A 26,886-nucleotide genomic window follows, 5' to 3' on the forward strand; every position below is an offset into this window, starting at 1 on the left:
AAAGGAGGAACGGATGATGATGAAGGAAGGAATTAAAATTGTAACAATCGGTGGTGGCAGCAGTTATACGCCCGAATTAATGGAAGGTTTTATAAAACGATATGAAGAATTGCCAATCAGAGAAATATGGTTAGTTGATATAGAGGAAGGAAGTAAAAAATTAAAGATAGTAGGAGAGCTCGCACAGAGGATGTGGAATGCGACTTCATATAAAGTCAAAGTATATACGACTTTAAATAGAAGAGAAGCGTTAAAAGATGCAGACTTCGTGACGACTCAGTTTCGCGTGGGTCTTTTAGATGCAAGAGTCAAAGATGAACGTATACCATTACGACATGGTATGTTGGGGCAGGAAACCAACGGGGCTGGTGGGATTTTTAAGGCATTCCGTACCATTCCTGTTATGAAAGAAATCGTTGCGGATATGAGAGAATTATGTCCGGACGCATGGTTGATTAATTTTACTAATCCAAGCGGAATAATTACAGAGACAGTGATAAAACATTTTGGATGGAAAAAATGCATTGGGTTATGTAATATTCCTATCATATCAATGATGTCTGAACTAGAAGTACTTCATAAAAAAGCTGAGGAATTGGATTTTCAATTTTTTGGACTAAATCATTTTCATTGGCATAAAACATTTGATAAACGTGGAAATGATTTGACTCATGAATTAATAGAGCATATAAATGAGAAAGGGGTAGGTACGCCTGCCAATATTTATCGGGCAGATTTTCCTATTGAATTGCATCATACAATGAATTTGTTACCTTGTGCTTACCATAGTTACTATTATATGCAGAAAGAAATGCTCGAACACTGCCTGCAGGAATTTAGAGAAGGAGGTACACGGGCAGAACAAATGAAAGAAGTAGAAGAGAGTTTATTTGCATTGTATAAAAATACAGATTTAAGCAAAAAGCCTGAAGAGTTATCGAAACGCGGAGGAGCATATTATAGTGATGCTGCATGTGAATGCATCAGTGCTATTTACAATGATAAAAAGATTCATATGGTTGTCAGTACAGAGAATAAAGGTGCAATCCCATGTTTAGCTACAGATTCAGTTGTTGAGGTCTCTTCTATAATATCTGCAAGAGGAGCACAGCCATTGGCTTGGGGAAAATTACGTTCTGGTCAAAAAGGCTGGCTGCAGATCATGAAGGCTATGGAAGAGTGTACCATAGAAGCTGCCTTAACAGGAAATTATGGACTTGCTCTTGAAGCATTTACAATGAATCCATTAATTGAGAGTGGCTGGGGAGCACGAGAAGTGTTGGATGAATTGTTGATAGCACATGAAAAATATCTCCCACAGTTTAAAGAGAAAATACAAGAGTTAAAGAAAAAGGGTAAAAAACTTACGGATTCTGTTGTAATAAATTTAATGTAATAAGGATGAAAATGATTATGAGCGTTAAAAAAGAAATATATGGGAAAAACAAAGATGGAAGGGATGTCTTTCTATTTAGTATACAAAATGCAAATGGAATGACAGCTAAAGTAACAAATTATGGAGCTGTTTTAGTATCGTTACTGGTTAAAAATAAGTTAGGTACATTCCTTGATGTAGTACTTGGATATAATAAATTAGAGGAGTACTTTGATAATTACCCAATGTTTGGAGCGACTGTAGGAAGAAATGTAAATCGGATTGAGAATGCAGAATTTCAAATTGATGGAATTGTTTTTAAACTTGCAAAAAATAGAGGGAGACATAATATCCATAGTGATAAGGAAAAAGGATTTCATAAAGTATTATGGGATTTTGAAATTACGGATGAAAATTCAGTGAAATTCTACTATGTCAGTCGTGATGGCGAACAGGGTTTTCCTGGAAATCTAAAGGTTTCGGTTACATATTCTGTTAGTGAGGAAAATGGATTAATTATTTCATATAGTGGGATAAGTGACAAAAAGACATTAATAAATATGACTAATCATACTTATTTCAATTTAGGAGGACATGATAGTGGGGAAATTTTGGATACGGAAGTTTCTATCAATGCGAAAAATTACACGCCAGTAAATGAAGATATAATACCAACTGGTGAAATACATGCAGTTTCTGGTACACCAATGGATTTTTCTGTTCCTAAATTAATTGAAGAAGTAATCAATACGGATTTTTTGCAGCTTAAATTTGCTGGAGGATTTGATCATAATTATATGATTGAGAATCCGCATACAGGTCTTAGAAAAATTGCTGAAGCTAAGAATCATTTTCAAGGAATTACGATGGAGGTATATTCTGATTTACCGGGAATGCAGTTTTATACAGGAAATTCCTTGAAAAAAATGCAGGGAAAGAATGAGGGGATTTACGGAAAATACAGTGGATTCTGTATGGAGCCACAATATTTTCCAAACAGCATAAACGTAGAAGGATTTGAAAAACCTGTATTTGATAAGGGAAAAGAGTATAAAACATCAACCATTTATCAGTTTGTCTGATACATTTTCAGTTAACATATTTCAGTTAAAATTGGAACCTGGTAAAAAGAATATTTTATTTTAGGATATATTGCAGATTAAGGAATAGAACTTCCGAAATCTGCAATATTTTCATTTCCTCAACTTTTTTTAACATGTTAAAAATATAATTTATTCAAATGCAGAGTGAAGTTGACGCATGACAAAATATCTTTTAATATAATATAAGAAAATAACTAAAAATAAGTATGTAAAAAATGAAGGGAATATCATACGAATAATATCTTATTTTTTAATATAGCGATAAACGGTCGGTTCTGAAATGTTAAGTTGTCTTGCTATCTCTGAGACTGCACCTTTCATTGATAAAATGCCCTGTTCATTTAATTGATGTACAAGATCGATTTTTTCCTGCATTGACATGCGTGAAGGTGGGACACAGGCATTCCGGATTGCAGTCTGCACCAAATCATGAAGCAGATCGTTAACATTGTTATAGCTGTTTAAGTTCTCATGAAATTCCTGATCTTGATGAAACAGAGAAAAATCATGCATTAAAAGATCGAAATCGCTTTTCATCTTTTGGATAATAGATAAATCCCGGTTGATACAGATCATACCAATAAGACGGCCTTCATTTTTTAAAAAGTAAGTCGATGACAGAAAATTTTTATCTTTGCTTTTGGCAGTGTAGTTCGAAAGAAAATCAAGATCTTTATATTTTGGGTCATTACTTATCTGAATAGCAATATCTGTAATGGGACTGCCGATTTTTCGGTTGGAATGATAGCCATTGGCAATGGCAACAACAGAATGTTCCGGCTTTGATAGATCATGTAGCAGTACTTCGCAACTGGGACCTAATAAGTTTGCAATAAATGGTACGATTGGTAGGTAAAGATTGATGATTTCCTGATCAGTCATAGTTTTAGTCCTTTCATTAAAACAGTGTTTGGTCATATTTTGAAAAAATAAAATCAATATTATCAAAATTTTGTGCATTGCTCACAATGTTATTGGTATATCCTTATCAAATTAATTTAATATGTGATAAAAAATATTGCAAAGAGATAAAAAATTTGTTATAATAAACAAACAATCACTCTGATAAAAATATTATCACATATTTACAAAAAGGTAAATAGGAGAAGGGAGAAAGAAATGAAATTTATTAAGAAATGGAACGAAATATCTTTGATTAAAAGAATTATAGGGGGGATGGTCATTGGTGCCTGTCTGGGATTATTGGTTCCAAAATTTACGGCAATTGGCATCCTTGGCGATTTATTTGTAGGAGCATTAAAGGCAATTGCTCCGATACTTGTATTTATTTTAGTTATGAATTCATTGGCACAGGCAAAAGCAGGTCATAATGGAAATATGGCGAATGTACTTAGCCTGTATGCGATTGGTACGCTTGGTTCTGCTCTGATTGCTGTAGTCGCAAACTTCTTATTTCCAGTCAGTATCATGTTAACTACAGAGGTAGTAGATACGAGTTCTGCACCGAGTGGGATAGTAGAAGTATTGAAGACATTGTTGCTTAATGCAGTTGATAATCCAATTCATGCATTGATATCGGCAAATTATATTGGAGTTCTGGTTTGGGCTTGTATTTTTGGTATCGCTTTAAAGCATGCCAATAAAGAAACAAAAATAGTCATAAACAATTTGTCGGATGCCACTTCAATGGTTGTTAGATGGGTCATTTCATGTGCACCGTTCGGTATTCTTGGATTGGTATTTACAACTGTTTCCGCAAATGGTTTAGATGTATTTACCACATACGGAAAGCTGATTGGGCTTTTAGTAGGCTGTATGCTGGTTGTTGTATTAGTCTACAATCCGTTGGTTGTATTCTTATGTATCAAACAGAATCCATATCCACTGGTATTAAAATGCTTAAAAGAAAGTGCTATAACAGCATTTTTTACTAGAAGTTCTGCAGCAAATATTCCTGTCAATATGGAATTATGTAAAGAATTGGGATTGGATGAAGATAATTATTCAGTCTCTATCCCTTTAGGAGCAACGATTAATATGGCAGGAGCGGCAATTGTTATTACAACGATGACACTTTCCGCAACTCATGTGCTTGGAATTGCTGTTGACTTTCCGGCAGCCGTTGTTCTTTGTATTCTTTCTGCGGTAGCAGCAGCTGGTACATCCGGTGTTGCAGGCGGAAGTCTAATGTTGATTCCACTTGCCTGTAGTTTGTTTGGCATTTCCAATGATATTGCTATGCAAGTAGTTGCTGTTGGGTTTATCATTAGTTTTATTCAGGATTCCTGTGAAACTGCTTTAAATTCTTCAACGGATGTGTTGTTTACAGCAACTGCGGAGTTCCGTTTATGGAAAAAAGCTGGAAAAGAGATTGTTATTAATAAAAAGGCATAGAGGGGATTCTAATGGATATATTTGATATTATCGGTCCGGTTATGATCGGACCGTCGAGTTCTCATACAGCGGGAGCTGTCCGGATAGGACGGATTGCCTACAAATTATTAAATGAACTGCCGATACGGGCAGAAATTGGATTGTGTGGAAGTTTTGCCCAGACATATAAAGGTCATGGAACTGACAAGGCATTATTAGCAGGAATCATGAATATGCATACGGATGATATAAGAATTCGAAATGCACAAGAAGTTGCGAAGTCTATGGGGATTCAATATCATTTATATACAACACAAATCAAAGGGGCACATCCGAATACAGTGGAGATTTATTTGGTTGGAAAATCTGGTAATGAATGTCGGATGCAGGGAGCATCTGTTGGCGGCGGCAATATTGAAATCCGCTCTGTAAATGGAATGGAAGTTGAGTTTAAAGCACAGCAAAATACATTATTGGTTTTACATCGTGATGTAAAAGGTACGATTGCAGCAGTATCAAACAGCGTAGCAGCTTCTGGTATGAATATTGGAAATTTCCAGTTGTGCAGGCCGAAAAAAGGGCACGAAGGACTCATGACAATTGAAGTGGATGGAGATGTAAAAGAAGAAGATGTTATAAAGCTAAAAAGTTTGCCAAATGTTATCAATGTAGTGTTGGTAAGGGCTTTATAGGAGGATATAAATGGAATTTGATTCAATTCAGCAACTGCTTACTATGGCAGAGAAAGAAAAGCTTACAATATCAGAGCTGACCTTGCAGACGCAGGCACAGCAGTGTGAATGTTCCGAAGAAGAGATATATGATCAAATGGCAGAAAACCTCCATGTTATGTTAGAGGCGATAAAAAACGGAAGCGTGAAAGATATCAAATCCACTAGCGGTCTTACTGGCGGGGATGGCTGGCGTATGAGTCAATATGCAAAAAAGAAAGGTATCTTGGGCGAATTTTTTAACCGGTCTATTACATATGCCATTGCAGTTTCAGAATATAATGCAGCTATGGGAAAAATAGTAGCGAGTCCAACAGCTGGGAGCTGTGGTATTCTTCCGGGAACTATCATATCAATGATGGAAGAGAGAAAACTTCCAGAGAAGAGTGCTGTTATGGCATTGTTCACAGCAGGGGCATTTGGAATGGTAATTGCCAAAAATGCAAGCCTAGCAGGAGCCGAAGGTGGTTGTCAGGCTGAGTGCGGAAGTGCTTCTGCAATGGGAGCAGCGGCTTTGGTAGAAATGGCAGGCGGAACACCTGAAATGTCTGCAAATGCCTGTGCGATAGCGTTGAAAAATCAACTTGGTCTTGTTTGCGATCCGGTAGCAGGGTTAGTAGAAGTTCCTTGTATAAAGAGGAACGCTGCCGGTGTTAGTATTGCATTTACTGCAGCAGAAATGGCACTTGCAGGAATTAAAAGTGTAATACCCGCAGATGAAGTCATTGAGGCAATGCGTCAGATTGGAGAGACGATGCCTTGCGCATTACGGGAAACCGGACAAGGGGGATTAGCTGTATCCGCGACCGGAATTCGGTTAAAAAAAGAAATATTTGGTGATTAACTATATAAGCCTTGTTTCATAGTAAATCTATGGAATGGGGCTTTTATGATATAAGGAGTTATCATTTAGAAACCTTGCATTATATACAGTAATTCACATATATTGAAGTAAAACTAAAATTAAAGTGAGTATTATGACAATTCATGTAGTCAAAAGTGGAGAAACTATTTATTCTATCGCTGATAAATATGGTGTATCAGCTGATAGACTTATCATTGAGAATGAAATAAATAATCCCAATAATCTAGTAGTAGGAGAAGCTATTGTTATATTGTATCCAGAAATAACGTATACAGTCCAACCGGGAGATACGATAGGTATGATAGCGGAAAAACATAATGTAACGGTTTTTGAACTCTTAAGGAACAATCCATATTTGTCAGATCAAGTATATATTTATCCTGGTGAGGAGATTGTGATTCGTTATGAAGGGAACAAAGACAGGAGGATAACCATTAATAGTTATGCATATCCATTTATTGATATGGACATTCTTAAGAAAACATTACCTTTTTTAACATATCTAACTATTTATAGCTATACGGTGACAGCAGAGGGAGAAATTAATAATATTGATGATACAGAAATTATACAAACAAGCAAGGCATACGGTGTAGCACCCATGATGATGCTGACAGCTTTTTCGCAAAGTATCGAAGAAGAAGTGAATGTAGTACATTCCATTCTATGGAGTAAAGAGAAACAAGACCGGTTCATAAATAACCTGCTTGCTATTTTAGAAACAAAAGGATATGTTGGTATAAGTGTCCATACTCCATATATTATGCCGATGGATCGTACTATATATGGAGAGTTAATGATAAAACTAGTAGAACGTTTAAAAGTGGAAGGATATAAAGTATTTAATGCTTTAAGCATACGTATATTTCAATTGCTGTCCGGAACATTCTTTCCAGGACTTGAGTATTCTGAAATCGCTCAAGAAGTAGACGCTATTACGTTAATCAGTTATACATTTGGATATACGGAAGGAATTCCACCGGGAACGGTTTCTATGAGTTCAAATAAACGATTTATTGAACGTGCAACAAAGTTAATACCACCGGAAAAAACATTTTATGGTGTTCCTACCATGGGTTATGTTTGGAGATATCCATATATTCCAAATGTCTCAAAAGGGTTGGCAGTAACTTATGATTCAGTATTAGAAATTGCAAATATTAATAATGCTGATATAAAATTTGATGAAATTACGAATACAGCTTATTTTCAATACATAACAGGGGATGAATATATTGTGAGATTTTGGGATGCCAGAAGTATAAATAATTTTGTTGAGCTTGTACCTGAATTTGATTTAAAAGGGATTAGTATCTGGAATATTATGAACTGGTTTCCTCAGATGTGGCTGGTTATTAATTCCCAGTATAGTATTGAAAAAATATTGTAAAACCCAGCAATGATTCGGTAATGATAAAAAAACTCAAGTGGTAAATTATGGTTGACCAATATAAAAAAAGTGGATATAATAAATATGATTTAAGGTTAGTTGATACTAACCTTATTTTCATGAACTTGAACGGAGAGTATAAAGGTATTAAAAAAATACTTAAGAAGGAGAGTAGAATGTATAAGTGGTTTCAAAGATTTCGCTGGATTTTTATGACGGCTAGTTTTTTGTTTTTTGTTTTTGGTTTACAAATATTTGGAAGGTGGATTCATAATATTGATTTGCCGGTGTTTGCATGTCCTGCCAATTCGGATCAAATTGTGCATTGTGCATGCTTTTATTTATCTCATTTAGACAAGCTTTTTTTGCGAAGTTCCGTGATTGAGCTGGCAGTATATTTTTCAACGTTGTTTCTTTTTATTGTAATATTTGGAAGAACATTTTGTGGATTTATCTGTCCTATGGGCTATATGCAGGATATCGCATATAAGATTAAAGAAATATTACATATTGATGGAATTAGTAGAAAAGAAAAATTAATGGAAGTATTGAAAGTTGCAAAATATTTAATAGTTCTGGTTTTTTTGGGAATGACTTTTTTTGGTTTCAATTTTTGCAGAATATGCCCGGCAGTTATTACTTCACCTATGTTTGCAGGGTTTAATCATGCGATAACGGTAGGCTATCTATTAGCCATTCTCATGTTTGTATTAAGTTTTTTTATGCGTAGATTCTGGTGTAATATCTGCCCATTAGGATATTTGGTAGGGATATTTCATAAAATCTCGTTCTTTAAAATAAAAAAAGATTGTCAGGCTTGTACAAGTTGTGGGGCATGTTACGAAGCTTGTCCAATGAGAATAAAAAGTATTTATACAGAAAAGTCAAAAAAAGATGTTACTACTTCCGAGTGTATTTTTTGTGGAGAGTGTGTAAAGAGTTGCCCTGAAAATAATGCTTTAGCTATTTCCTTTTGCAACAAAAAGTTTTATATTTCATCAAGAGAGGATTTTATGAGACTTAAGAGAGAAAGGAAGAAGAAACGTGGATAATGCAATGAAAAGTCCTTCCATAGATCAATGTTTAGAGGAAAGACAAAAAGAAAGATTTTTAAATAAATCAAGGCAGTTAGCAGTGAAGTATTTAAATAAACTTGAAGAATTGCCCGGAACGCCAAATAATTTTACATATTTTAGAAAGATATTGAAAAAAGCATTTATTGAAAATGATACTTTCATTCGTAGTACAAATGAAAAAATAATAGGAACTTATTGTGTAATGGTACCTCAAGAAATAATATATGCAGCCGGTGCAAGACCGGTTCAACTTTGTAGTGGTAATTATGCAGGCGTTCATTTTGGGGATGATATAGTTCCGAGGGATTCATGTCCGTTGGTCAAAGCGGTTGTAGGTAACAATATGGTAAGCGGCAGCAGTATTTATGATGATTGCAGTATGTATATCGTGCCGATTACCTGCGATTGTAAGAAAAAAATGGCAGGTATATTGAAAGATTATAAAGAAACGCTTGAGTTACATGTACCTATCAATAAATTAGATGATACTGGAATGGATTATTATGTTAAAGAACTTTACATTATGATGGAAAAGATCGGGAGAATAACTGGCAAAAAGGTCACCCGTATAGATTTGGAACATCAAATTGATGAAATGGCGGTTGTACAAGATGAAATATATCGATTTATACAGCTAAAAGGAAATCGTAATCTTTTGATTAGAGGTTCACATGCAATGGCGGTCATGAATTCATTTTCATATGATGACAAAACGTGTTGGGCGGCAAATCTTAAATTACTTAATAATGAGTTAGAGGTAAAATTAAAACAAAAAAATTATATTACTAAAAAGAAATTGCCACGAATTTTAATTACAGGCTCACCAATTGCATTTCCTAATTTAAAGATTCCACTATTAATTGAAGAAATGGGTGGTGTTGTAGTGGCAGATGAGACCTGCATGGGAGATAGAGGTTTATATGATCCTGTTGCAGTTTGTGATACTTCTATGGATGGATTAATGCGTGCACTTGCAAATCGATATGTGTTACCATGCAGTTGTCCCATTTTTACTGAAAATAGGCAAAGAATTGAGCGAATCAAACAAATGGTTCACGATTACCAGGTGGATGGAGTCATATATCATGTTTTGAGGGGATGTTTAGTATATGATTTTGAGTATCAAGAGATGGAAAAAGTACTGGGTGAATTGGGGATTTCCATGATACGTGTTGAAAGTGATTATAATGAAGAAGATGTAGAACAGATAAAAATTCGTATGGAAGCCTTTGTTGAAATGATTAAATTTAGATAAAGTGATGTTTGGGTTATTGTAGAAAGAAGATGAGGATGAGTAAATATGAAAAACTATTTTCTAGGGATAGATGGAGGCTCAACGTATATCAAGGCAGCTTTAATTTTAGACAAAGCAGTCGTGTTGACCAAAGTTACAAATACCGGAATAGATAACTCCGGTGCGGCAGAAAATTTGCTAAAGGAAATGGCAAAAGAATACGGAATCAGAAGAGATGAGATCAAATACATTATGGCAACCGGCTATAGCAGAAAGATTATTGATGTAGCAGATGAAGATGTTTCGGAAATTACAGCGCATGCATATGGAATTCGGTTAACAGCTCAAAACGGTTTTCAGCCGGGTATGATTATTGATATCGGTGGACAGGATAGCAAAATTATTTATCTTGACAGTAATTATAATGTTAAGAATTTTTCTATGAACGATAAATGTGCAGCAGGTACCGGAAAATTTATGGAAGTAATCGCTCAGATCCTTGAGACAACAATAGAAAAGATTGGACCGATTTCTTTAGAAAGTAAGGAACCCTGTGATATCAATAGTATGTGTGTTGTATTTGCGCAGTCAGAAGTAATATCATTAGTAGCAAGAAAATATGAAAGAAAAGATATTTTATTTGGTATGCATTTATCTATGGCCAAAAGAATCATCAAAATGATAAGAAAATCTGAGATGGGAGGAGATATTATAATGACCGGAGGAGGTGCACTAAATATTGGACTAAGAAAAGCCTTCGAAGATGAGCTTATGAGAGATGTTTATGTAGCTGAATATCCTCAGTTTAACGGTGCTATTGGTGCGGCGTTACTTGCAAAAGAGAGGTATGAAAAAGATGTCAACAATTGAAATAACTGGTTTTACCTCATGTCTTCTAAGTTCAATTGTTATGGGATTATCATGTGGGAGCGGTTGTAGTCCGATGATAAGTATGTTTTTAACTGGTTATGTAGTTCAGGCAGAGGGCGATTCTCAAAAAACAGGGAGGGTTTTTGTTAGATTTTTTATGGGGAAGGCTTTGGCGGTGTTAATCGTTTGTTTGACAGCATCTTTGGTCGGTGAGATATTTGTGAATGAAGGCGGATATTTTGGGAAGTATAAATTTACATATTTAATGCCAATATTTCTTATTATTTCAGGAATTTATATGTTAATGGAATGTATAAGACGGTCTGGGAAAAAAGAATGTTCTACTTGTGGCTCATGTAAAAGAGATAATAGAATAACAAATGTTTCACCACTGATTGGAGGTTTTTTCTATGGGTTGACGCCTTGTGCACCATTAATTATTATATCCGGTTATGCACTGACAATGTTTCTTTGGCAGGCATTAATATTAGGAATTGTATTTAGTATAACATGTACTTTGGCTCCTTTCGTTTTAATATTTATTATTACAAAATTAGTGATGAATAAAATGCAAGAAGAAGTACCGAAAATGTTTGGATTTGTTCGTTATGGAATTTATGTAATGATAATAATAACAGGTGTTATTATGCTGTTTTCATAAATAAGGATAGGGGTAAAGTGCCAAAATTTTATAAGAAAAGAGGGAAGAAAATGAAGGGGAATTTTTTAGATTTATATGATAAGGAGTGGAGTGACTCTATTAATATGATAAATAAAAAGAGTAAAACATTAAAAGAAATGGCTTATTTTACGAAACTTGCACAAGAACATGCGCAAGCATTATTGGAGAAAGAACCGAAAGTGATTATACTTGGATTGGATTTTCCAGAAGAGATTTTATTAGCACTAGAAAAAGAACATGTTTATGTCATAGGGGGGAGTCTTATTAGTTCCAATGAAGCTGACAATATGGTACCTAGAGATACAGATGCCGTTACAAAATCAATACTTGGCATTTTGCTTCAGAAGGGAATGGATTTGGATAAGAATCAAGTTGTTTTAATACCTATTGTTTGTGATAGTATGAGAAAACTTTCGAATATGTTAAATGATAAAATGCGTGTGATTCCAATAGAATTACCAAGCACAAAAAATAGTATTAGTTTGTGTAAAAGATGGGAGCAGCAGGTTGAAGAAGTTATAGCCTTATTAGAGAAGCACTTAAAACGAAAAATAACAAAGTCGAAACTATTAAAAGCTATAACAAGTATTAAAAATGCAAAAAATGCATATCAGAAATTAGAAAATACATATAAAAAATATAGAAGTGTATTTAACGGAAGTATGCTTATGCTGGTAGCGAATTCTTATTTTTGGGAAAGTTCAAAAGATATTTGGGCCAATCATGTTCAAGCATTAGCAAAGGAAATGAAAGGATTCGAAAAATTGGATGAGATTAGGATAAATAGAAAACCACAGTTATTATTGATAGGTTCACCAATCTATTTTCCAAATTATAAGATTCCATTTTTATTAGAAGAATTGGAGATGGATATTGCAGCAACGATAAATCCGATAACAAATTTCTTACAGGAAAGAAAAAGTTTAGCAAATAATAAGTTCCATCAAATGATTCATGAATTAAGCAAAAAGGCGTTATCGAATGGTATTTCCCCTTCTTTTGTAGAAAATGAAGGGCTTTATAAGAGAACACTGGAATTGAATAAAAAGTTTCAATTTGATGGTGTGATATTTCATGTTTTAAAAGGTCAGATAGAGTATGATTTTGAACTAAGAAAATTCGAAGCCTTTTTTGAACAATTACAAATACCAATATTTCGTTTAGAAACAGATTATAATTATCAGGATATCGAGCAGTTACGTATTCGTTTGGAAGCATTTAATGAAATGATTACTCAGAAGATTATGGTAGAAGGCAGGAGTGCGTAAAATGACCCGAAAATATAGAACAATTTTATTAGGTATTGTTGTAATGATCAAAATATCTATTATTTCAAGTCCATATTTGAAATGTGTTATTATGCCGCAGTTAATGGAAAAAAGAGAAATGTCTTTTCAATCCAGAACCAATTCAGATATCCAGAATCAATTACTTTGGTTTTCTTATAAAGATGGAAATATTGCGTTAAACTATCATCCAATATTACAAGACAAAATCCATAATGTAATGTATTTGGATAAGAAGGGCAGCAGTCATGAAGAGCCAGGAAAAACGTTAGAATTTTCTTCCATTATGAGTGGGAGTTTTTTAGTACTTGCAGACAATTTGAAATTAGATATTAATGGTGATGGAAATTACGAAAACATTTTTTTGTGTGCAAAAACTGATACCAATGAAACGCAGGGAAAACCAAATTTTTCAACAAAGTTTAAAAAAAGTAATATACCGATTGAAATAATTGTAAAAAACAAGACCTCAATTTTTGTTTTGGTATATGGGAAGCCATATACCGGACCATTATCTGTAAAATCAAGGCGTGGATTAAATAAAGAATTTAGTGTAAAAAGCGGGAATATTTCATTTATTGACGTGCGTGATTTAAGAGAAGGAATTGTTGTAACATGTAAAGACAGTCAAAATTGTGTTCTGATTGGTTCTTATATTCAGGAAAAACATACATTATTTACGCTGCAACACGCTAAGGTAATGATTCCGTTTTTTTTCATAATAATTTCTGTTGCTATTAATGTAAGTTTAATATGTATTTTTAGAAGAAAAATAAAAAAAGTATATTCTAATTTTGCGTAACGTTACTTTTTTTAATAAAAATGAATAAATTTATTTTAAAACTACCATTTATTATTATTTATGGTAGTTTTTTATTTTAGTCAAAGGTTTGACAAATGATATAAATACAGTAGAATATAGTAGGGGTTACCATAATAATTCTATCAAATTTTAATTGGAGGTTCTTACATAATGAAAAGTAAAAAAAGGCCAAATTTGTTTCAGTCTATATTTGTATTGGGAGGATTTTTATTTCTGGCATTTTTATTTAATGCTTTAGAAATTAAGATTCATCTTGCAATTTTTTGCGCATGGTTTTTGGCAATGTTCGTAGGAAAAATGACAGGTCATAGTTACAAAGAAATGGAATATTCCGTTACAAAAGGGATTTATAATGGAATGGACGCTGTTCTAATTTTATTGTCAGTTGGAGTTTTAGTAGGTACCTGGATTTCAGGTGGTATTGTACCAAGCTTGATTTATTATGGATTGAAAGTCATTCATCCTTCCATATTCTTGCTTACAACACTAATTATTTGCAGTCTTACATCAGTAGCGACTGGGACTTCCTGGGGAACAGCAGGGACAGCAGGGATTGCAATGATGGGGATTGGAGCCGGATTAGGGATACCTGCACCAATTACTGCCGGAGCTGTGCTATCGGGTGCATATTTTGGTGATAACTTATCACCGTTATCGGATAGTACCATTTTAACGGCATCTATGTGTGATATTGATGTAATGGATCATGTGAAAGGTATGTTTCCGTTGTCTCTTATCGGATATATCATGTCAGGTATTGCATTCACAATTACAGGTTTTATTGTTGGCGGAGGAAAAGCAGATTTGTCACAAATTAATCAAGTAATGAATTCGTTGGATAGTATATTTAATATCAGTTTAATTTCTTTTGTACCAATGCTTGTTGTTATTGTCTTGCTCATTTTAAAAATGCCTTCACTTCCTGTGATTTTTTTGGGATCTGGTCTAGGTATTGTCTGGGGCATAATATTTCAAGGGTTATCACCAGTTTCAGCGATTTCAAGTGCTTGGGCACAGATACCGAGTAATACCGGGATTGATTTTGTTGATGAGATTTTAAAACGTGGTGGTATGAATAGCATGTTAGAATCTGTTGGAATTATTATACTGGGTCTTGGTTTTGGTGGGTTATTAGATCAAATTGGTATTATCAAAGTTATTGCTGATAAAATTGATAATTTTATCCATGGTGGCGGTATGCTTACAATATCTTCATTAATTGTTGGATTTCTAGGCAACTTGTTTGGAAGTGCAATGTATGTATCCATAATCCTAACTCCTAAAGTAATGGCTCCTAAATATGACGAATTAGGATATAGCAGAAAAATTCTTTCAAGAAACACTGAATTTGGTGGGACCTTAACAGCAGGTATGATACCTTGGAGTGACAATGGAATTTTTATGGCGGGTATTCTGGGCGTCTCAACATTACAATATCTACCATATATGTGGTTGGTATTTTCATGTATTATTGTTGCCATAATAGGGGGATTTACCGGGCTATTTATGTGGGACAATAAAAATGATGTTAGAATGAGCGTAGTTAATAATAATATTGAGAAGTAGAATACATAAATACTTTAATCAGAGGGCGATTATATTATGAAGAAAATACTTTTATTAGCAACAGGAGGCACGATTGCTTCATCGGAAACAGAACAAGGATTAATACCAACGATAGATGCACAACAGATGTTATCCTATATACCAGAAATTGAAGAAATTTGTTATTTATCAGGTATATCGATTATGAATGTTGACAGCACGAATATGAATCCTAAGCTAATGGCCAAAATTGCTGCGGCCATTTATAGTAAATATCAAGAATATGACGGATTTGTTGTAACGCATGGGACAGATACAATGGGGTATACGGCAGCAGCGTTAACTTATATGTTACAAAATATTAAGAAACCTGTTGTTGTAACTGGATCTCAAATTGCAATCAAGGCTTTAAATACCGATGCAAAAAAGAATTTAACAGATGCCATTCGATTTGCAAATGAAGATTTTCCAGGGATATTTGTAGCATTCGATAGTAAAATCATGTACGGGACCTATGCAGTTAAAGTAAAAACAAGGAGCACAGATTCCTTTCAAAGTATAAATTTTCCAACAGTAGCAGAGATAAAAGAAGGGAAAATTATATATAACAGTATTTTGAACAATGATGAATACCGTGATAAATTTAAATCACATGAATTAAAATTGCAGACTAATCTTTGCGAAGACATTTTAATTCTAAAGATTTTTCCAGGTATTAAGCCTCATATCTTTGATTATATCAAAGATAATTATAAAGGTGTTATTATTGAAAGTTTTGGAATCGGAGGTATTCCAAATGCTGATTATGATATTGTTTCAAAGGTTCAAGAGTTGATACAAGCAGGATTAGCCGTTGTTATTACTACGCAGTGTTTATGCGAGGGGATTGATTTAAGTATTTATGCTGTTGGGAAAATACTTACAAAATATAAAATCATATATGCTGGTGATATGACAACAGAAGCAGCCACCATGAAACTTATGTGGGCTTTAGGAAATTTAAAAGACTTTTCTTCCATAAAGGATTTTATGGAGGGGAGATTCTTATGAATGATAGAAAGAAATTAACTTTCAATAAGACGCTAATATTATTTTGAAATCATTTGATTTTAATATAAATATTCAATATGCAGAATGTATTGATACATTATGTTATAGTATAATTGATAAACAAATATTTGGAAATATAATGAAAAGTGAGAGATTAAGGAAAAATAAAAGATATGAAAACACTAGAATATAATTCACAAAAAAAATTGAAAGGAATATTTTTTATTATTTTATCGGCCTTCTGTTTTGCCTGTATGAGCATTTTTGTACGGCTGTCAGGAAATCTTCCTGCTTATGAGAAAAGTTTTTTTAGAAATCTGATTGCTTTTTTTATAGCTGTAATTTTGATGATAAAGAGTAAAAATACAATCAAAATCAAAATAAAAAAACAGGATTGGATAGATATAATGGCAAGGGCTATATTTGGCTGTATTGGGATTGTCTGCAATTTTTATGCCATTGATCATATGCTTGTTGCCGATGCATCTGCTTTGAATAAACTGAGTCCATTTTTTGTTATTATTTTTTCTTTTTTTATTTTGAAAGAAAAAGTAAAGTTAAAACAGATTTTTTTTGTAATAATTGCTTTTATTGGAATGTTATTTATTCTTAAACCCGGATTTGCAGAAATTTCTTTGCTTCCAGCTTTGGCAGGTATCAGTGGAGGAATGTGTGCAGGATTGGCCTATACGTTTGTTAGAAAACTGGGAAGTCATGGTGTGCCTGGAGCATTTATAGTATTATTTTTTTCAGCATTTTCCTGTATTTCTATGATACCAATGATGATTGCCGGGTTTCATGTTGCAAGCCGTGAACAAATAGTTATGCTTTTGGGTGCAGGGGTTGCAGCAGCAGGTGGTCAATTTTCCATAACAGCAGCTTATACTTATGCTCCGGCCAGGGAAATATCCATCTATGATTATTTTCAGATTATTTTTATTACAATACTTTCTTACTTTATATTAGATGAAGTACCTGATGCATATAGTTTTATTGGTTATCTAATTATTTTATTTGCTTCTTTGGCAATGTTTTTCTATAATAAAAGAAAATAAAATAGAGCAGAGATTATGAAAGAACAATTTTTTTTATAAAACATAAGATGGTTTTAAGCTTTAGATTATTAAGAGGTGAAATAGAATTGCATAACAATACATTACTTATTATATATTACCCTAAAAATGGAATAGGTCAATCATATGATGATATAGAATATATTTATAATGAATATGAATCAAATAATCAATGGTTTTCACAATGGTGTACGAAAGAAAAATGTGAATCACCGGAAAGAATTTATAGAAGACCTGGTTTGTATTATATGAATGATAAAAATATAAATGTTAGCATACAAGAAGCAATAGATTTGTTTCATCAAGAAGATAGGAGAAGCTGTTTATTTAATAGTATTACTTTAAGTTGTCCTTTAGTAAAAACAATGGAACCTTTTTATACTTTTACTACTGAGCAGGGAAATAATATTAATATAAAGGCATATGACTCGGAAAAAAGTAGTTACTCGAATGAAAATTGTTCCAATATGCTTCCTACAAAAGTAATCCTAAAAATAAATGAAGAAAAAGAAATTAAAATTAAAAGTAATGAAACAACTGGGTATAGATGGTATATGATACCAGATAATTCTGGAGTATATGAAATAGTTAATGATGAATATGTTCCAGATTTTCCAATAAAAATGGGAAGTGGAGGATGTAAAATTTTTACAATAAAAGGAGCTAGAGAGGGAATTGGCAATGCTGTATTGCAATTATATCCACCGGGAAACGAAGGCCCTGTTGAAGAACATTATATAACAATTCAGACTATATCTTAAGTAAATCGTGGAAGTTGACAAAAATTGTCGATAGTATTATATTAAAAACAGGCTGTAAAGTCTGTTTTTTATAGTAGAAAGAAAAAAATCATGAGGGAAGGAATAAGAAAATGAAAGGAAAGTTTCATGGGGTATTTTCATTATTAATTATAATGTTTGCAATGTTAATCGGATTAGTTTCTATTATGTTACATTCAATTCAAATAGGTTTGTTTTACATAACGGCTCTTTTTTTGCTTCCTATTGTCGTTATATTTTCATATTGTTCAAAGTGTATGTGCAGATTAGAAGATTGTGGACATGTTTTTCCAGGGAAAATTACAAAGCTATTGCCTAAAAGGAAGGTAAGAGAATATTATTTGAAAGATATTCTTGGTGTTATGATACCTGCGCTTATTCTTTGTGGATTTCCTCAATATTGGCTTTGGAAATGTAAACCACTTTTCTTTATATTTTGGGCTCTGTTATTAATCGGTATTGCAGAAATATATTTGTTTGTTTGTAAAAAATGCCGTAATGTAAATTGTAAATTATGTCCCAAAAATAAATAAATTAAAGTAATACACGATGTTAAGGTAAAATCATATATTATATCAAATAGTAATTTGAGGATTCTATATGAATAAATCGGCACCTTTTACATTATATCCGGCACAAGTAGATACGCAGTCTATGGGACAGTTTCAAGTGCGTTGTACAACGATAAATTCATTTCCCATTGAAGATGCAAAGGCAATTGTAACATATTCAGGTGATGTGACAAATGTGTTAGCAGAATTGACGACTAATAATTCCGGATTATCAGAAGTAGTATCATTACCAGCTCCCAATATAGATTATAGTTTGGAGCCAACTAGTAGTACTCGACCATTTTCAATTTACGACGTCCGGGTAAGTGCTCCGGGTTTTGAAACAATAGTTTTCTTTAATATTGAAATCTTTTCAAATACTTTAGCACAGCAGGATGTTATTTTAAATCCTTTGGTAGAAGAAGATATTGGACCAGAAGAAGAAATTGTGATTCAACCAAATACTCTTTATGGAGAATATCCACCTAAGATACCAGAAGAACCAATAAAACCTATCAGGGAAACAGGAGAAATTGTATTAAGTGAGGTTGTTATTCCAGAATATATCATAGTACATGACGGAGTGCCTAATAAGTGGGCACCAAATTATTGGATCAGATTTCGAGATTATATAAAAAACGTGGCATGCAGTGAAATATATTCTACATGGCCTGAATCTACGATTTATGCAAATGTTCTTGCAATTTTGTCTTTTACATTAAATAGGGTGTTTACAGAATGGTATGTTAGTAAGGGATATAATTTTACGATTACTTCCTCAACGGCATATGATCATAAATGGACCAGAGGAAGAAATATATTCCAGAATATAGGGTTTATTGTTGATTCAGTATTTGTAAATTATTTATCATTTCCAGGAGTAAAACAGCCTATATTAACACAATATTGTGATGGTAATAGAGTACAGTGTCCCAATTGGATGTCTCAATGGGGATCAAAATACTTAGGCGATCAAGGGTATTCTGCTGTTCAAATTATAAGGAACTATTATGGTAATGCAATGTTTATTAATACAGCAACACAAGTATCAGGAGTTCCTTCTTCTTGGGGGAATGAGAATCTAACGATTGGTTCTCGTGGTGAGAGTGTTAGAACGATACAGAGTCAATTGAATCGTATTGCAGATGCATATCCGGCACTCCCCAAACTTAGTGTTGATGGTATTTATGGTCCGAAAACGTCTGCAGCGGTCAAACAATTTCAAAGTATTTTCTCATTACCTCAAACCGGTATAGTGGATAGAGCTACTTGGTATAAAATATCTCAGATATATGTTGCTGTCACTAGAATGGCCAGTGGTGCTTAAGATGAACTTTCTTATCACAAAGGTCATATTATAAAATAAATAAGATAAAGAAAGGCATGATTCCTATCTATAATAAATCTCCGAGAGGACCACATTACAGTGGAGAACAGAAGTATTCCAATTATATGAATACAATGAAAGACTATGGACCTAACCCTTTTGTTGTTAATATTGAAGAAGTCACGAAGCAAAATAATATGTTTCGAACTGCATTATGGACAGGACAATATTTACAACTCACTCTGATGAGTATTCCTGTTAGAGGAGAAATAGGATTAGAAATGCATCCAGATGTTGACCAGTTCATAAGGATAGAAGAGGGGCAGGGTATTGTTAGAATGGGAAATAGAAAAGACTGTTTTGATTTTGAGAGAAGAGTTTTTGATGATTTCGCTATCATAATACCGGCCGGTAAGTGGCATAATTTAATAAATACTGGTAATACACCAATTAAATTATATTCACTTTATGCACCACCTCAACATCCGCATGGTACAGTTCATCCGACAAAAGAGGATGCCGATGCCGATGTGCATCATCAGTATTGACAAACGAATTAAATCAATAGTTAAAAGGGCAGATCAGGAATGAGAATCTGTCCTTTTATAAATTTAGTACTCTATGTCTATTGTAAAATTTCTTGCATCTTTAATCAAAAATTAGTTTTGAGAATTTGTTGGCTGGGTAATAAATCCTCTGTTTTAAGTTTAGTTTTCCATGTATCGAGCAATATTTTAGATAAATCTAAGTAATATCCCATAAATAGTTCCTTCCTAATTAATAATTTCATTCTAATCATATAAGAAAAATTACAGGTATCAATAGTAAATTTAAAAATATTAATTTAGTATTAAGATGGCTCTTATTGATAAAAAATATCATTAAGAGTATTGAAACAAATACTATAATTTGGTAAAATATTATAGGTTAGATTAAACTAACCATGTGTGAATAAATCATTGAAGACTCCTTTCGCCTTGTGCCAAGCAGGGCGAATAGGAATCTAAAGAAAGGAAGTCAAAAATGAATTATTTAGAGATTGAAAAGGTATTAGGCCGTGAAATTATTGATTCCAGAGGAAATCCTACTGTGGAAGCAGAAGTACATCTTCTAGATGGTACCATAGCGCGGGGAGCAGCACCGAGCGGAGCATCCACAGGTGAATTTGAAGCATTGGAATTACGTGATGGAGATAAAAGCAGATTTAGCGGCAAAGGTGTTGCGAAAGCAGTAGAAAATATCAATACTTTAATTAATGATGCATTGGTTGGAGCAGATGCTTCTGATATTTATCTTGTGGACAACATAATGATTCAGGCTGATGGAACAAAAGACAAATCAAAACTTGGAGCAAATGCGATTTTGGCAGTATCAATTGCTTGTGCAAGAGCAGCTGCAATGTCATTAGGGATTCCATTATACCGTTTTATAGGTGGAATCAGTGGAAACAGACTGCCTGTTCCAATGATGAATATTTTAAATGGTGGTGCTCATGCAGCAAATACTGTTGATGTTCAGGAATTCATGATTATGCCGACAGGAGCTGAGAGTTTTAAGGAAGGACTTAGGTGGTGTACAGAAGTCTTCCATGCACTAGCAGGATTATTGAAATCAAAAGGGTTAGCCACTTCTGTTGGTGATGAAGGTGGTTTTGCGCCGGATCTTGCCAGTGATGAAGAGGCGATTGATTACATATTAGAGGCTGTGAAAAAGGCCGGATATGAGCCGGGCAAAGATTTTGTACTTGCAATGGATGCGGCATCCAGTGAATGGAAAAGTGATAAAAAGGGAGAATATGTCCTACCAAAGTGTGGTAAGAAATTTACTTCTGCAGAATTAGTGGAACATTGGAAGGAATTATGTTCTAAATATCCGATTTATTCCATTGAAGATGGATTGGATGAGGAAGACTGGGAAGGCTGGCAGCTTATGACCAAAGAATTGGGTGATAAAATACAGTTGGTAGGTGATGATTTATATGTTACAAATACGGAAAGACTTCAAAAAGGTATTCAGTTAGGATGTGCAAATTCAATTCTTATTAAATTAAATCAGATAGGCTCAGTGTCTGAGACGTTGGAAGCAATTAAAATGGCTCATAAAGCAGGATACACTGCGGTTACCTCTCATCGCTCCGGAGAAACTGAGGATACGACAATTGCTGATTTGGCAGTAGCTCTTAACACTTGTCAAATTAAAACTGGTGCACCTAGTAGAAGTGAGCGAGTTGCAAAATATAATCAATTGTTACGTATAGAAGAAGAACTTGGAACCAATGGTGTTTATCCTGGGTTAGAAGCATTTAATATTAAGAATGAGGCTTAAGATATAATGAAGAAAAAGTGAATTCATAAAATGATTAATGGATTCACTTTTTTTACCTAATAGTTAGTTGAAACTAACTTCAATTTAGAGGTGAAATATATATTTTGTAGAAAATAATGAAACTGTTTTGCGAGCGGGAAACCATTCGTGAAGGTAAATACTTATATTAGCGGGAGGTATTAATAATATTATCTAAATTTTTTGAAAATGCAAGAAAACCTAAAAAAACACTGGGAGGGAAAATTATATTAGATTTAATGAATATAGGACACAATTCATGCTCTTTGTGGGGGTTTTCTCATTTAAATTTGAACTCATATCAAGTATTTCTAGATATTGGATGTGGTGGTGGAAAAAATATAAAAAATTTACTTGAAATTGTTCCTTCATCCAAGATTTATGGAATTGATTATTCCGCATTTAGTGTTGAGAAATCCAAAATACTTAATAAGAAAGCGGTAAAAGTGGGGCAGGTAGAGATTAAAGAAGCGAATGTAGAAGCCTTACCATTTGAACAAGATTATTTTGAATGCGTAACAGCTTTTGAAACAATATATTTTTGGAAAAATATATTGAATAGTTTTCAAGAAGTGTATCGAGTTTTGAAAAAGGGTGGATCCTTTATGATTTGTAATGAAATGCAGAGAATACAGGGTAATGAAATGTGGGAGAAAATGCTGGAGATGGAAATTTACACAGGTAATCAAATAGAAAACTTAATGCAGCAGGCAGGATTTAAGGATATACATATTGATAGACATAAAAACAAAAAATGGTTGTGTGTGATTGGAAAAAAATAAGAATTAGTGATAAAATTAATCATTCCAGTTCTTGACAACTAATAGTAGTTAGCATATACTAACTACATAGAAGTGAAAATCATTATCAAGTACAAGATTCCACAAAATTGAAATGGAATAAACTAGGAATTTGGAGGAATGAAAATTGATTCAGAATAATTTTAGCTATGGTAGAAAAAAGGCCAATGAAGCCAGTAATTATCAAAGAACACAGATGCAAAAAGAGATTATAATTGAGCAATTAAAAGAGAGAGGTTGTAGAATTACAAAACAGCGGTTGATTCTACTTGGTATTATTCTGCAAAATGAGTGTTCTTGCTGCAAAGAGATTTATTATAAAGCAACAAAAGAAGATAACAGGATTGGGATGGCTACTGTATATCGAATGATAAATACCTTAGAAGAGATTGGAGCAATCAATAGGAAAAATATGTATAAGGTCGCTTGTTCAGATGAATGTGAAATAGAGAATGTCTGCACGGTTAAATTAGACGATAACTCAGTCCATCAACTTTCGGCAAAGAAGTGGATATCAGTGATAAAAGAAGGTTTAAAAGCATGTGGATATATGAAGGAACAGAATGTTCTGACAGTTACAGTAAAACAATGTGAAAGCGATTTCAAAAATTAGACAAAAATATTACATACTTAAAGAATACCCTTTCATTTTGTTTTGAAGGAGGTGTTATTATGAAATTAATAATTGGTATATTAATTCCGTTTGTAGGCACTACATTAGGTGCTGCTTGTGTTTTTTTTATAAAAAATGAGATAAAAGATTGGATACAAAGAGCGTTGCTAGGATTTGCTTCAGGGGTCATGGTTGCGGCATCGGTATGGTCATTATTGATTCCATCTATAGAGATGTCGAATAAAATGGGTAGGTTTTCTTTTGTTCCGGCAGTGCTTGGTTTTTTTCTAGGTATATTTTTCTTGTTTATATTAGATAAAATAGTTCCACATTTTCATTTGGATGGGAAAGTTTTAGAAGGTCCTAAAACACACCTTTCGAATACGGCAATGCTGATGCTGGCAGTTACGCTTCACAACATACCTGAAGGAATGGCTGTAGGAGTAGTATTCGCAGGAATAACATCGCAAGGTGATATGATAAGTATGGCTTCTGCTTTTGCATTAGCGATTGGAATTGCAATTCAAAATTTTCCTGAGGGAGCAATCATATCACTGCCATTTAAAAGCGAAGGAAACAGTAAAAAGAAATCCTTTTTGTACGGAGTAGTATCCGGCGTGGTCGAACCTGTTTTTGCAGGTTTAACGATTGCTGCATCAGGAATTATTTCTATAGCATTACCTTATTTTTTATCATTTGCTGCAGGGGCAATGATATTTGTTGTAGTAGAAGAATTACTTCCCGAAGCATCAGCAGATAATAAGACAGATATTTGTACACTAGGATTTGCTTTCGGATTTGCAGTTATGATGGTTTTGGATGTTTCATTGGGATAGTAACAATAGGGAGGTAAAATGTGAAGAAAAAAGACTATAAAGAGCTGTCCAGAATAAAATTTAACAAGGAAGCTCATAAATTTGATTGGGAAGATAAAATGGATATTTCATCATTATCAGAAAGTGGAATCATTTTTTCGAGAGGCATATAGTGTTTTAAAACCAAATGGAAGATTAATTATATTGAATATTACGAGATGTAATTTTCATATATGGATCCTAAATCATGTTTTTTTCCAAGGATGAATAAAGGAGATTTTCATGTATATGGGGAAAAAGAGATGGAGATACTGTATGAGAAAAGTGGATTTAAGATTTTTACTTTTGAAAAGAAAAGTCATTAAAGATTATTGATAAAAAACAATCAGTACGGATATTGACCATATGTAAGAAATTCGTTACAATAAATGAAGGTTAGATACAGCTAACTGGAAAGGGGGAAAAATGAATCAGGAAGTATTTCAAATAATTCAAAGTATGGATTTGAAAAATTTAGAGATACAATTGGCACTTCAATGTGCGCCTTTGTTAACAGGGTTAAAAGTATCGAACTTGTTAATAGTTCCGAATGAGCATACGGAGCATGTTGTTAAAATGTTTAAAGAAACTGAAATTTCATTTTTTGTTCTTAGTGTAACAATAGATAAAACGGCTTTCTTATTATATCGCATGGATGAATTGTCAGATTATTTGAAAGGCAAAGGGGTAAGAAAATTGTTGAATATGCTTGGTTACAAAAGTTATATTTTTGAACAGGTATTAATAACATTTAGGAAAAAATATGTGAGATATAAAAAAGATGGACTTCAATTTCCTCATGAAATGGGAGTGCTGTTGGGGTATCCGCCTGAAGATGTATTTGGATTTATTACAAATAAAGGAAAAAACTTTTTATACGCAGGTTATTGGAAAGTATATGATAATCTATTGGAAAAATTAAGTTTATTCGCAAGATTTGATCATGCAAAGGAAGTAGTTGTACGTTTAGTTTCTTATGGTGTGGGTATTTTAGAAATAATAGAAATTTTTAGTAATAGCAGGTTAAAGAAAATAGCAGTTTAGGAGGATTGAATATGAGTAAAATCAGTGTAGTTTTTTGGTCACAGTCAGGGAATACAGAAGCAATGGCGAATGCCATTGGTCAAGGTGTGATAGAAGCAGGTAAAGAAGTAGAAGTTGTAGAGGTATCGAACGCATCATTAGATGAATTGAAGAATTCTTCCGTATTTGCACTTGGATGCCCTGCAATGGGAGATGAGGTATTAGAAGAAGTAGAAATGGAGCCATTTGTACAAGAAGTTGAAAAATTCGCAGCAGGAAAAAATATAGCACTATTTGGTGCATATGGCTGGGGAGATGGACAGTGGATGAGAGAATGGGTAGAAAGAATGGAGAATGCAGGTGCCAACGTACTGAATGGGGAAGGTCTAATGTCTCAAGAAGCACCGGACGATGCTAATCTGGTTAAATGCAATGAGCTTGGTAAGCAGTTGGCTGCATTATAAAAGAAAGTAGAATACATACTTTAGAAGAAGAATAACCCATAAAAAATATTATAGATAAGGCCTCTAAATTACGATATCCTCTGATAGAATGATTTAGAGGTTTTTTTCATAAAATATTTGACATCTGTTTAGAATCTGATAAAATTATTTAAGGGCATATGCTTGTAATTTTATGCTATAAAATAGGGAATGATGAGGTAAAAAAATGGATGGAGAATTAAAAAGTATAGAAAAATCACATGCGGAACTTGCGATGGATTATTTTAAAAAGGGGTACAACTGTTCACAATCTGTGTTTTTGGCATTTTGTAAGGAGTACCATATGGATTTTGATACAGCGTTAAAGATAAGTTCTTCTTTTGGGGCAGGTATGGGGAGACTTAGAGAAGTCTGTGGTGCGGTAACAGGAATGTTCATGGTTGCCGGAATGATTTATGGTTATAATGATCCCAATAATCATGCTGCCAAAACTGAACATTATGAAAGAATCCAGTATCTTGCAAAAGAATTTGAAGAGAAAAACCGTTCCATCATTTGCAGAGATTTATTGGGGATGGGACAAGGGAAAGACAATCCTGAACCAGAATTAAGAACTGCTGAGTATTATAAAAAAAGACCATGTATTGAATTGGTTGGAATTGCTGCAGAAATAATGGAAAAATATATTGAAGAAAATGAGATTAATTAAAAATGTT

29 protein-coding genes are annotated in these 26,886 nt (G+C 33.5%); 28 read left to right on the forward strand and 1 reads right to left on the reverse strand.

Annotation, left to right across the window (positions count from 1 at the left end):
* Positions 1 to 19: 19 nt before the first annotated feature.
* A complete protein-coding gene (locus DWV06_RS01815) occupies positions 20 to 1,396 on the forward strand; it encodes a 6-phospho-beta-glucosidase (protein ID WP_115480520.1) in 1,377 nt (458 codons plus the stop codon).
* 17 nt (positions 1,397 to 1,413) lie between these two features.
* Positions 1,414 to 2,457 (forward strand): aldose epimerase family protein, encoded by a 1,044-nt coding sequence (locus tag DWV06_RS01820; protein WP_115480473.1) that lies wholly within the window; start codon positions 1,414 to 1,416, stop codon positions 2,455 to 2,457.
* A 264-nt stretch (positions 2,458 to 2,721) separates the two neighbouring features.
* Here DWV06_RS01820 and DWV06_RS01825 read toward each other — a convergent pair whose 3' ends face one another.
* Positions 2,722 to 3,360: a helix-turn-helix transcriptional regulator gene (locus DWV06_RS01825; RefSeq protein WP_162300544.1), complete on the reverse strand. Its 639-nt coding sequence runs from the start codon at positions 3,358 to 3,360 to the stop codon at positions 2,722 to 2,724.
* A gap of 237 nt (positions 3,361 to 3,597) precedes the next feature.
* On the opposite strand from DWV06_RS01825, the gene sstT reads away from it, so the two are divergent.
* The 26 genes from sstT to DWV06_RS01950 all read left to right on the forward strand — a co-directional run bounded on the left by sstT (position 3,598) and on the right by DWV06_RS01950 (position 26,879).
* Positions 3,598 to 4,833: a serine/threonine transporter SstT gene (gene sstT / locus DWV06_RS01830; RefSeq protein ID WP_115480475.1), complete on the forward strand. Its 1,236-nt coding sequence runs from the start codon at positions 3,598 to 3,600 to the stop codon at positions 4,831 to 4,833.
* A gap of 11 nt (positions 4,834 to 4,844) precedes the next feature.
* Complete coding sequence (gene sdaAB, locus DWV06_RS01835) at positions 4,845 to 5,504, forward strand: L-serine ammonia-lyase, iron-sulfur-dependent subunit beta (RefSeq protein ID WP_115480476.1); 660 nt, start codon at positions 4,845 to 4,847, stop codon at positions 5,502 to 5,504.
* Between the two features lie 10 nt (positions 5,505 to 5,514).
* Complete coding sequence (gene sdaAA, locus DWV06_RS01840) at positions 5,515 to 6,387, forward strand: L-serine ammonia-lyase, iron-sulfur-dependent, subunit alpha (RefSeq protein WP_115480477.1); 873 nt, start codon at positions 5,515 to 5,517, stop codon at positions 6,385 to 6,387.
* 133 nt (positions 6,388 to 6,520) lie between these two features.
* Positions 6,521 to 7,798 (forward strand): LysM peptidoglycan-binding domain-containing protein, encoded by a 1,278-nt coding sequence (locus tag DWV06_RS01845; protein WP_115480478.1) that lies wholly within the window; start codon positions 6,521 to 6,523, stop codon positions 7,796 to 7,798.
* Positions 7,799 to 7,974: 176 nt separating this feature from the next.
* Positions 7,975 to 8,850 (forward strand): 4Fe-4S binding protein, encoded by an 876-nt coding sequence (locus DWV06_RS01850; protein ID WP_162300545.1) that lies wholly within the window; start codon positions 7,975 to 7,977, stop codon positions 8,848 to 8,850.
* Positions 8,843 to 10,129, forward strand: a complete 1,287-nt coding sequence (locus DWV06_RS01855) for a 2-hydroxyacyl-CoA dehydratase subunit D (RefSeq protein WP_115480480.1) — start codon at positions 8,843 to 8,845, stop codon at positions 10,127 to 10,129. The genes DWV06_RS01850 and DWV06_RS01855 overlap by 8 nt, the downstream gene beginning before the upstream one ends.
* Positions 10,130 to 10,174: 45 nt before the next feature.
* Positions 10,175 to 10,978, forward strand: a complete 804-nt coding sequence (locus tag DWV06_RS01860) for an acyl-CoA dehydratase activase (protein WP_115480481.1) — start codon at positions 10,175 to 10,177, stop codon at positions 10,976 to 10,978.
* Positions 10,965 to 11,639, forward strand: coding sequence for a hypothetical protein (locus tag DWV06_RS01865; RefSeq protein WP_115480482.1), 675 nt, complete (start codon positions 10,965 to 10,967; stop codon positions 11,637 to 11,639). Before DWV06_RS01860 ends, DWV06_RS01865 begins: the two co-directional genes overlap by 14 nt.
* Positions 11,640 to 11,689: 50 nt before the next feature.
* Positions 11,690 to 12,928: a 2-hydroxyacyl-CoA dehydratase subunit D gene (locus tag DWV06_RS01870; RefSeq protein WP_115480483.1), complete on the forward strand. Its 1,239-nt coding sequence runs from the start codon at positions 11,690 to 11,692 to the stop codon at positions 12,926 to 12,928.
* A 1-nt stretch (position 12,929) separates the two neighbouring features.
* Positions 12,930 to 13,748 carry a hypothetical protein gene (locus DWV06_RS01875; RefSeq protein ID WP_115480484.1) on the forward strand — a complete coding sequence of 273 codons (819 nt, stop codon included), beginning with the start codon at positions 12,930 to 12,932 and terminating at the stop codon, positions 13,746 to 13,748.
* A 171-nt stretch (positions 13,749 to 13,919) separates the two neighbouring features.
* The gene (gene nhaC, locus DWV06_RS01880; protein ID WP_115480485.1) at positions 13,920 to 15,335 is read left to right on the forward strand and encodes a Na+/H+ antiporter NhaC; all 1,416 of its coding nucleotides are present in this window, start codon (positions 13,920 to 13,922) and stop codon (positions 15,333 to 15,335) included.
* A 36-nt stretch (positions 15,336 to 15,371) separates the two neighbouring features.
* Positions 15,372 to 16,364 carry an asparaginase gene (locus DWV06_RS01885; protein ID WP_115480486.1) on the forward strand — a complete coding sequence of 331 codons (993 nt, stop codon included), beginning with the start codon at positions 15,372 to 15,374 and terminating at the stop codon, positions 16,362 to 16,364.
* Positions 16,365 to 16,537: 173 nt separating this feature from the next.
* The gene (locus DWV06_RS01890) at positions 16,538 to 17,419 is read left to right on the forward strand and encodes a DMT family transporter (RefSeq protein WP_115480487.1); all 882 of its coding nucleotides are present in this window, start codon (positions 16,538 to 16,540) and stop codon (positions 17,417 to 17,419) included.
* Between the two features lie 86 nt (positions 17,420 to 17,505).
* On the forward strand, positions 17,506 to 18,198 hold the full coding sequence (locus DWV06_RS01895) for a protease inhibitor I42 family protein (protein ID WP_162300546.1): 693 nt from the start codon (positions 17,506 to 17,508) through the stop codon (positions 18,196 to 18,198).
* A gap of 110 nt (positions 18,199 to 18,308) precedes the next feature.
* Entirely contained in the window at positions 18,309 to 18,749 is a 441-nt protein-coding gene (locus DWV06_RS01900; RefSeq protein ID WP_115480489.1) for a hypothetical protein, read from the forward strand.
* 67 nt (positions 18,750 to 18,816) lie between these two features.
* Positions 18,817 to 20,094, forward strand: a complete 1,278-nt coding sequence (locus DWV06_RS01905; protein ID WP_193725988.1) for a peptidoglycan-binding domain-containing protein — start codon at positions 18,817 to 18,819, stop codon at positions 20,092 to 20,094.
* 125 nt (positions 20,095 to 20,219) lie between these two features.
* Positions 20,220 to 20,642, forward strand: coding sequence for a cupin domain-containing protein (locus DWV06_RS01910; RefSeq protein WP_268877864.1), 423 nt, complete (start codon positions 20,220 to 20,222; stop codon positions 20,640 to 20,642).
* Positions 20,643 to 21,117: 475 nt separating this feature from the next.
* Positions 21,118 to 22,419 carry a phosphopyruvate hydratase gene (eno, locus tag DWV06_RS01915; RefSeq protein WP_115480491.1) on the forward strand — a complete coding sequence of 434 codons (1,302 nt, stop codon included), beginning with the start codon at positions 21,118 to 21,120 and terminating at the stop codon, positions 22,417 to 22,419.
* A 308-nt stretch (positions 22,420 to 22,727) separates the two neighbouring features.
* The gene (locus DWV06_RS01920) at positions 22,728 to 23,219 is read left to right on the forward strand and encodes a class I SAM-dependent methyltransferase (protein WP_162300547.1); all 492 of its coding nucleotides are present in this window, start codon (positions 22,728 to 22,730) and stop codon (positions 23,217 to 23,219) included.
* A 214-nt stretch (positions 23,220 to 23,433) separates the two neighbouring features.
* Complete coding sequence (locus tag DWV06_RS01925) at positions 23,434 to 23,850, forward strand: transcriptional repressor (RefSeq protein ID WP_115480522.1); 417 nt, start codon at positions 23,434 to 23,436, stop codon at positions 23,848 to 23,850.
* Between the two features lie 59 nt (positions 23,851 to 23,909).
* Positions 23,910 to 24,686, forward strand: coding sequence for a ZIP family metal transporter (locus tag DWV06_RS01930; RefSeq protein WP_115480493.1), 777 nt, complete (start codon positions 23,910 to 23,912; stop codon positions 24,684 to 24,686).
* 20 nt (positions 24,687 to 24,706) lie between these two features.
* The gene (locus tag DWV06_RS18880; protein WP_268877865.1) at positions 24,707 to 24,838 is read left to right on the forward strand and encodes a hypothetical protein; all 132 of its coding nucleotides are present in this window, start codon (positions 24,707 to 24,709) and stop codon (positions 24,836 to 24,838) included.
* Positions 24,810 to 24,932, forward strand: coding sequence for a hypothetical protein (locus DWV06_RS19070; RefSeq protein WP_408608124.1), 123 nt, complete (start codon positions 24,810 to 24,812; stop codon positions 24,930 to 24,932). Before DWV06_RS18880 ends, DWV06_RS19070 begins: the two co-directional genes overlap by 29 nt.
* A 198-nt stretch (positions 24,933 to 25,130) precedes the next feature.
* Positions 25,131 to 25,748, forward strand: coding sequence for a DUF3793 family protein (locus DWV06_RS01940; protein ID WP_115480495.1), 618 nt, complete (start codon positions 25,131 to 25,133; stop codon positions 25,746 to 25,748).
* Positions 25,749 to 25,759: 11 nt separating this feature from the next.
* Positions 25,760 to 26,191 (forward strand): flavodoxin, encoded by a 432-nt coding sequence (locus DWV06_RS01945; protein WP_115480496.1) that lies wholly within the window; start codon positions 25,760 to 25,762, stop codon positions 26,189 to 26,191.
* A gap of 205 nt (positions 26,192 to 26,396) precedes the next feature.
* The gene (locus DWV06_RS01950) at positions 26,397 to 26,879 is read left to right on the forward strand and encodes a C-GCAxxG-C-C family protein (RefSeq protein ID WP_115480497.1); all 483 of its coding nucleotides are present in this window, start codon (positions 26,397 to 26,399) and stop codon (positions 26,877 to 26,879) included.
* The last annotated feature ends 7 nt before the right edge of the window (positions 26,880 to 26,886 follow it).

Source organism: Anaerosacchariphilus polymeriproducens, from assembly GCF_003363435.1.
Classification (GTDB): Bacteria; Bacillota; Clostridia; order Lachnospirales; family Lachnospiraceae; genus Anaerosacchariphilus; species Anaerosacchariphilus polymeriproducens.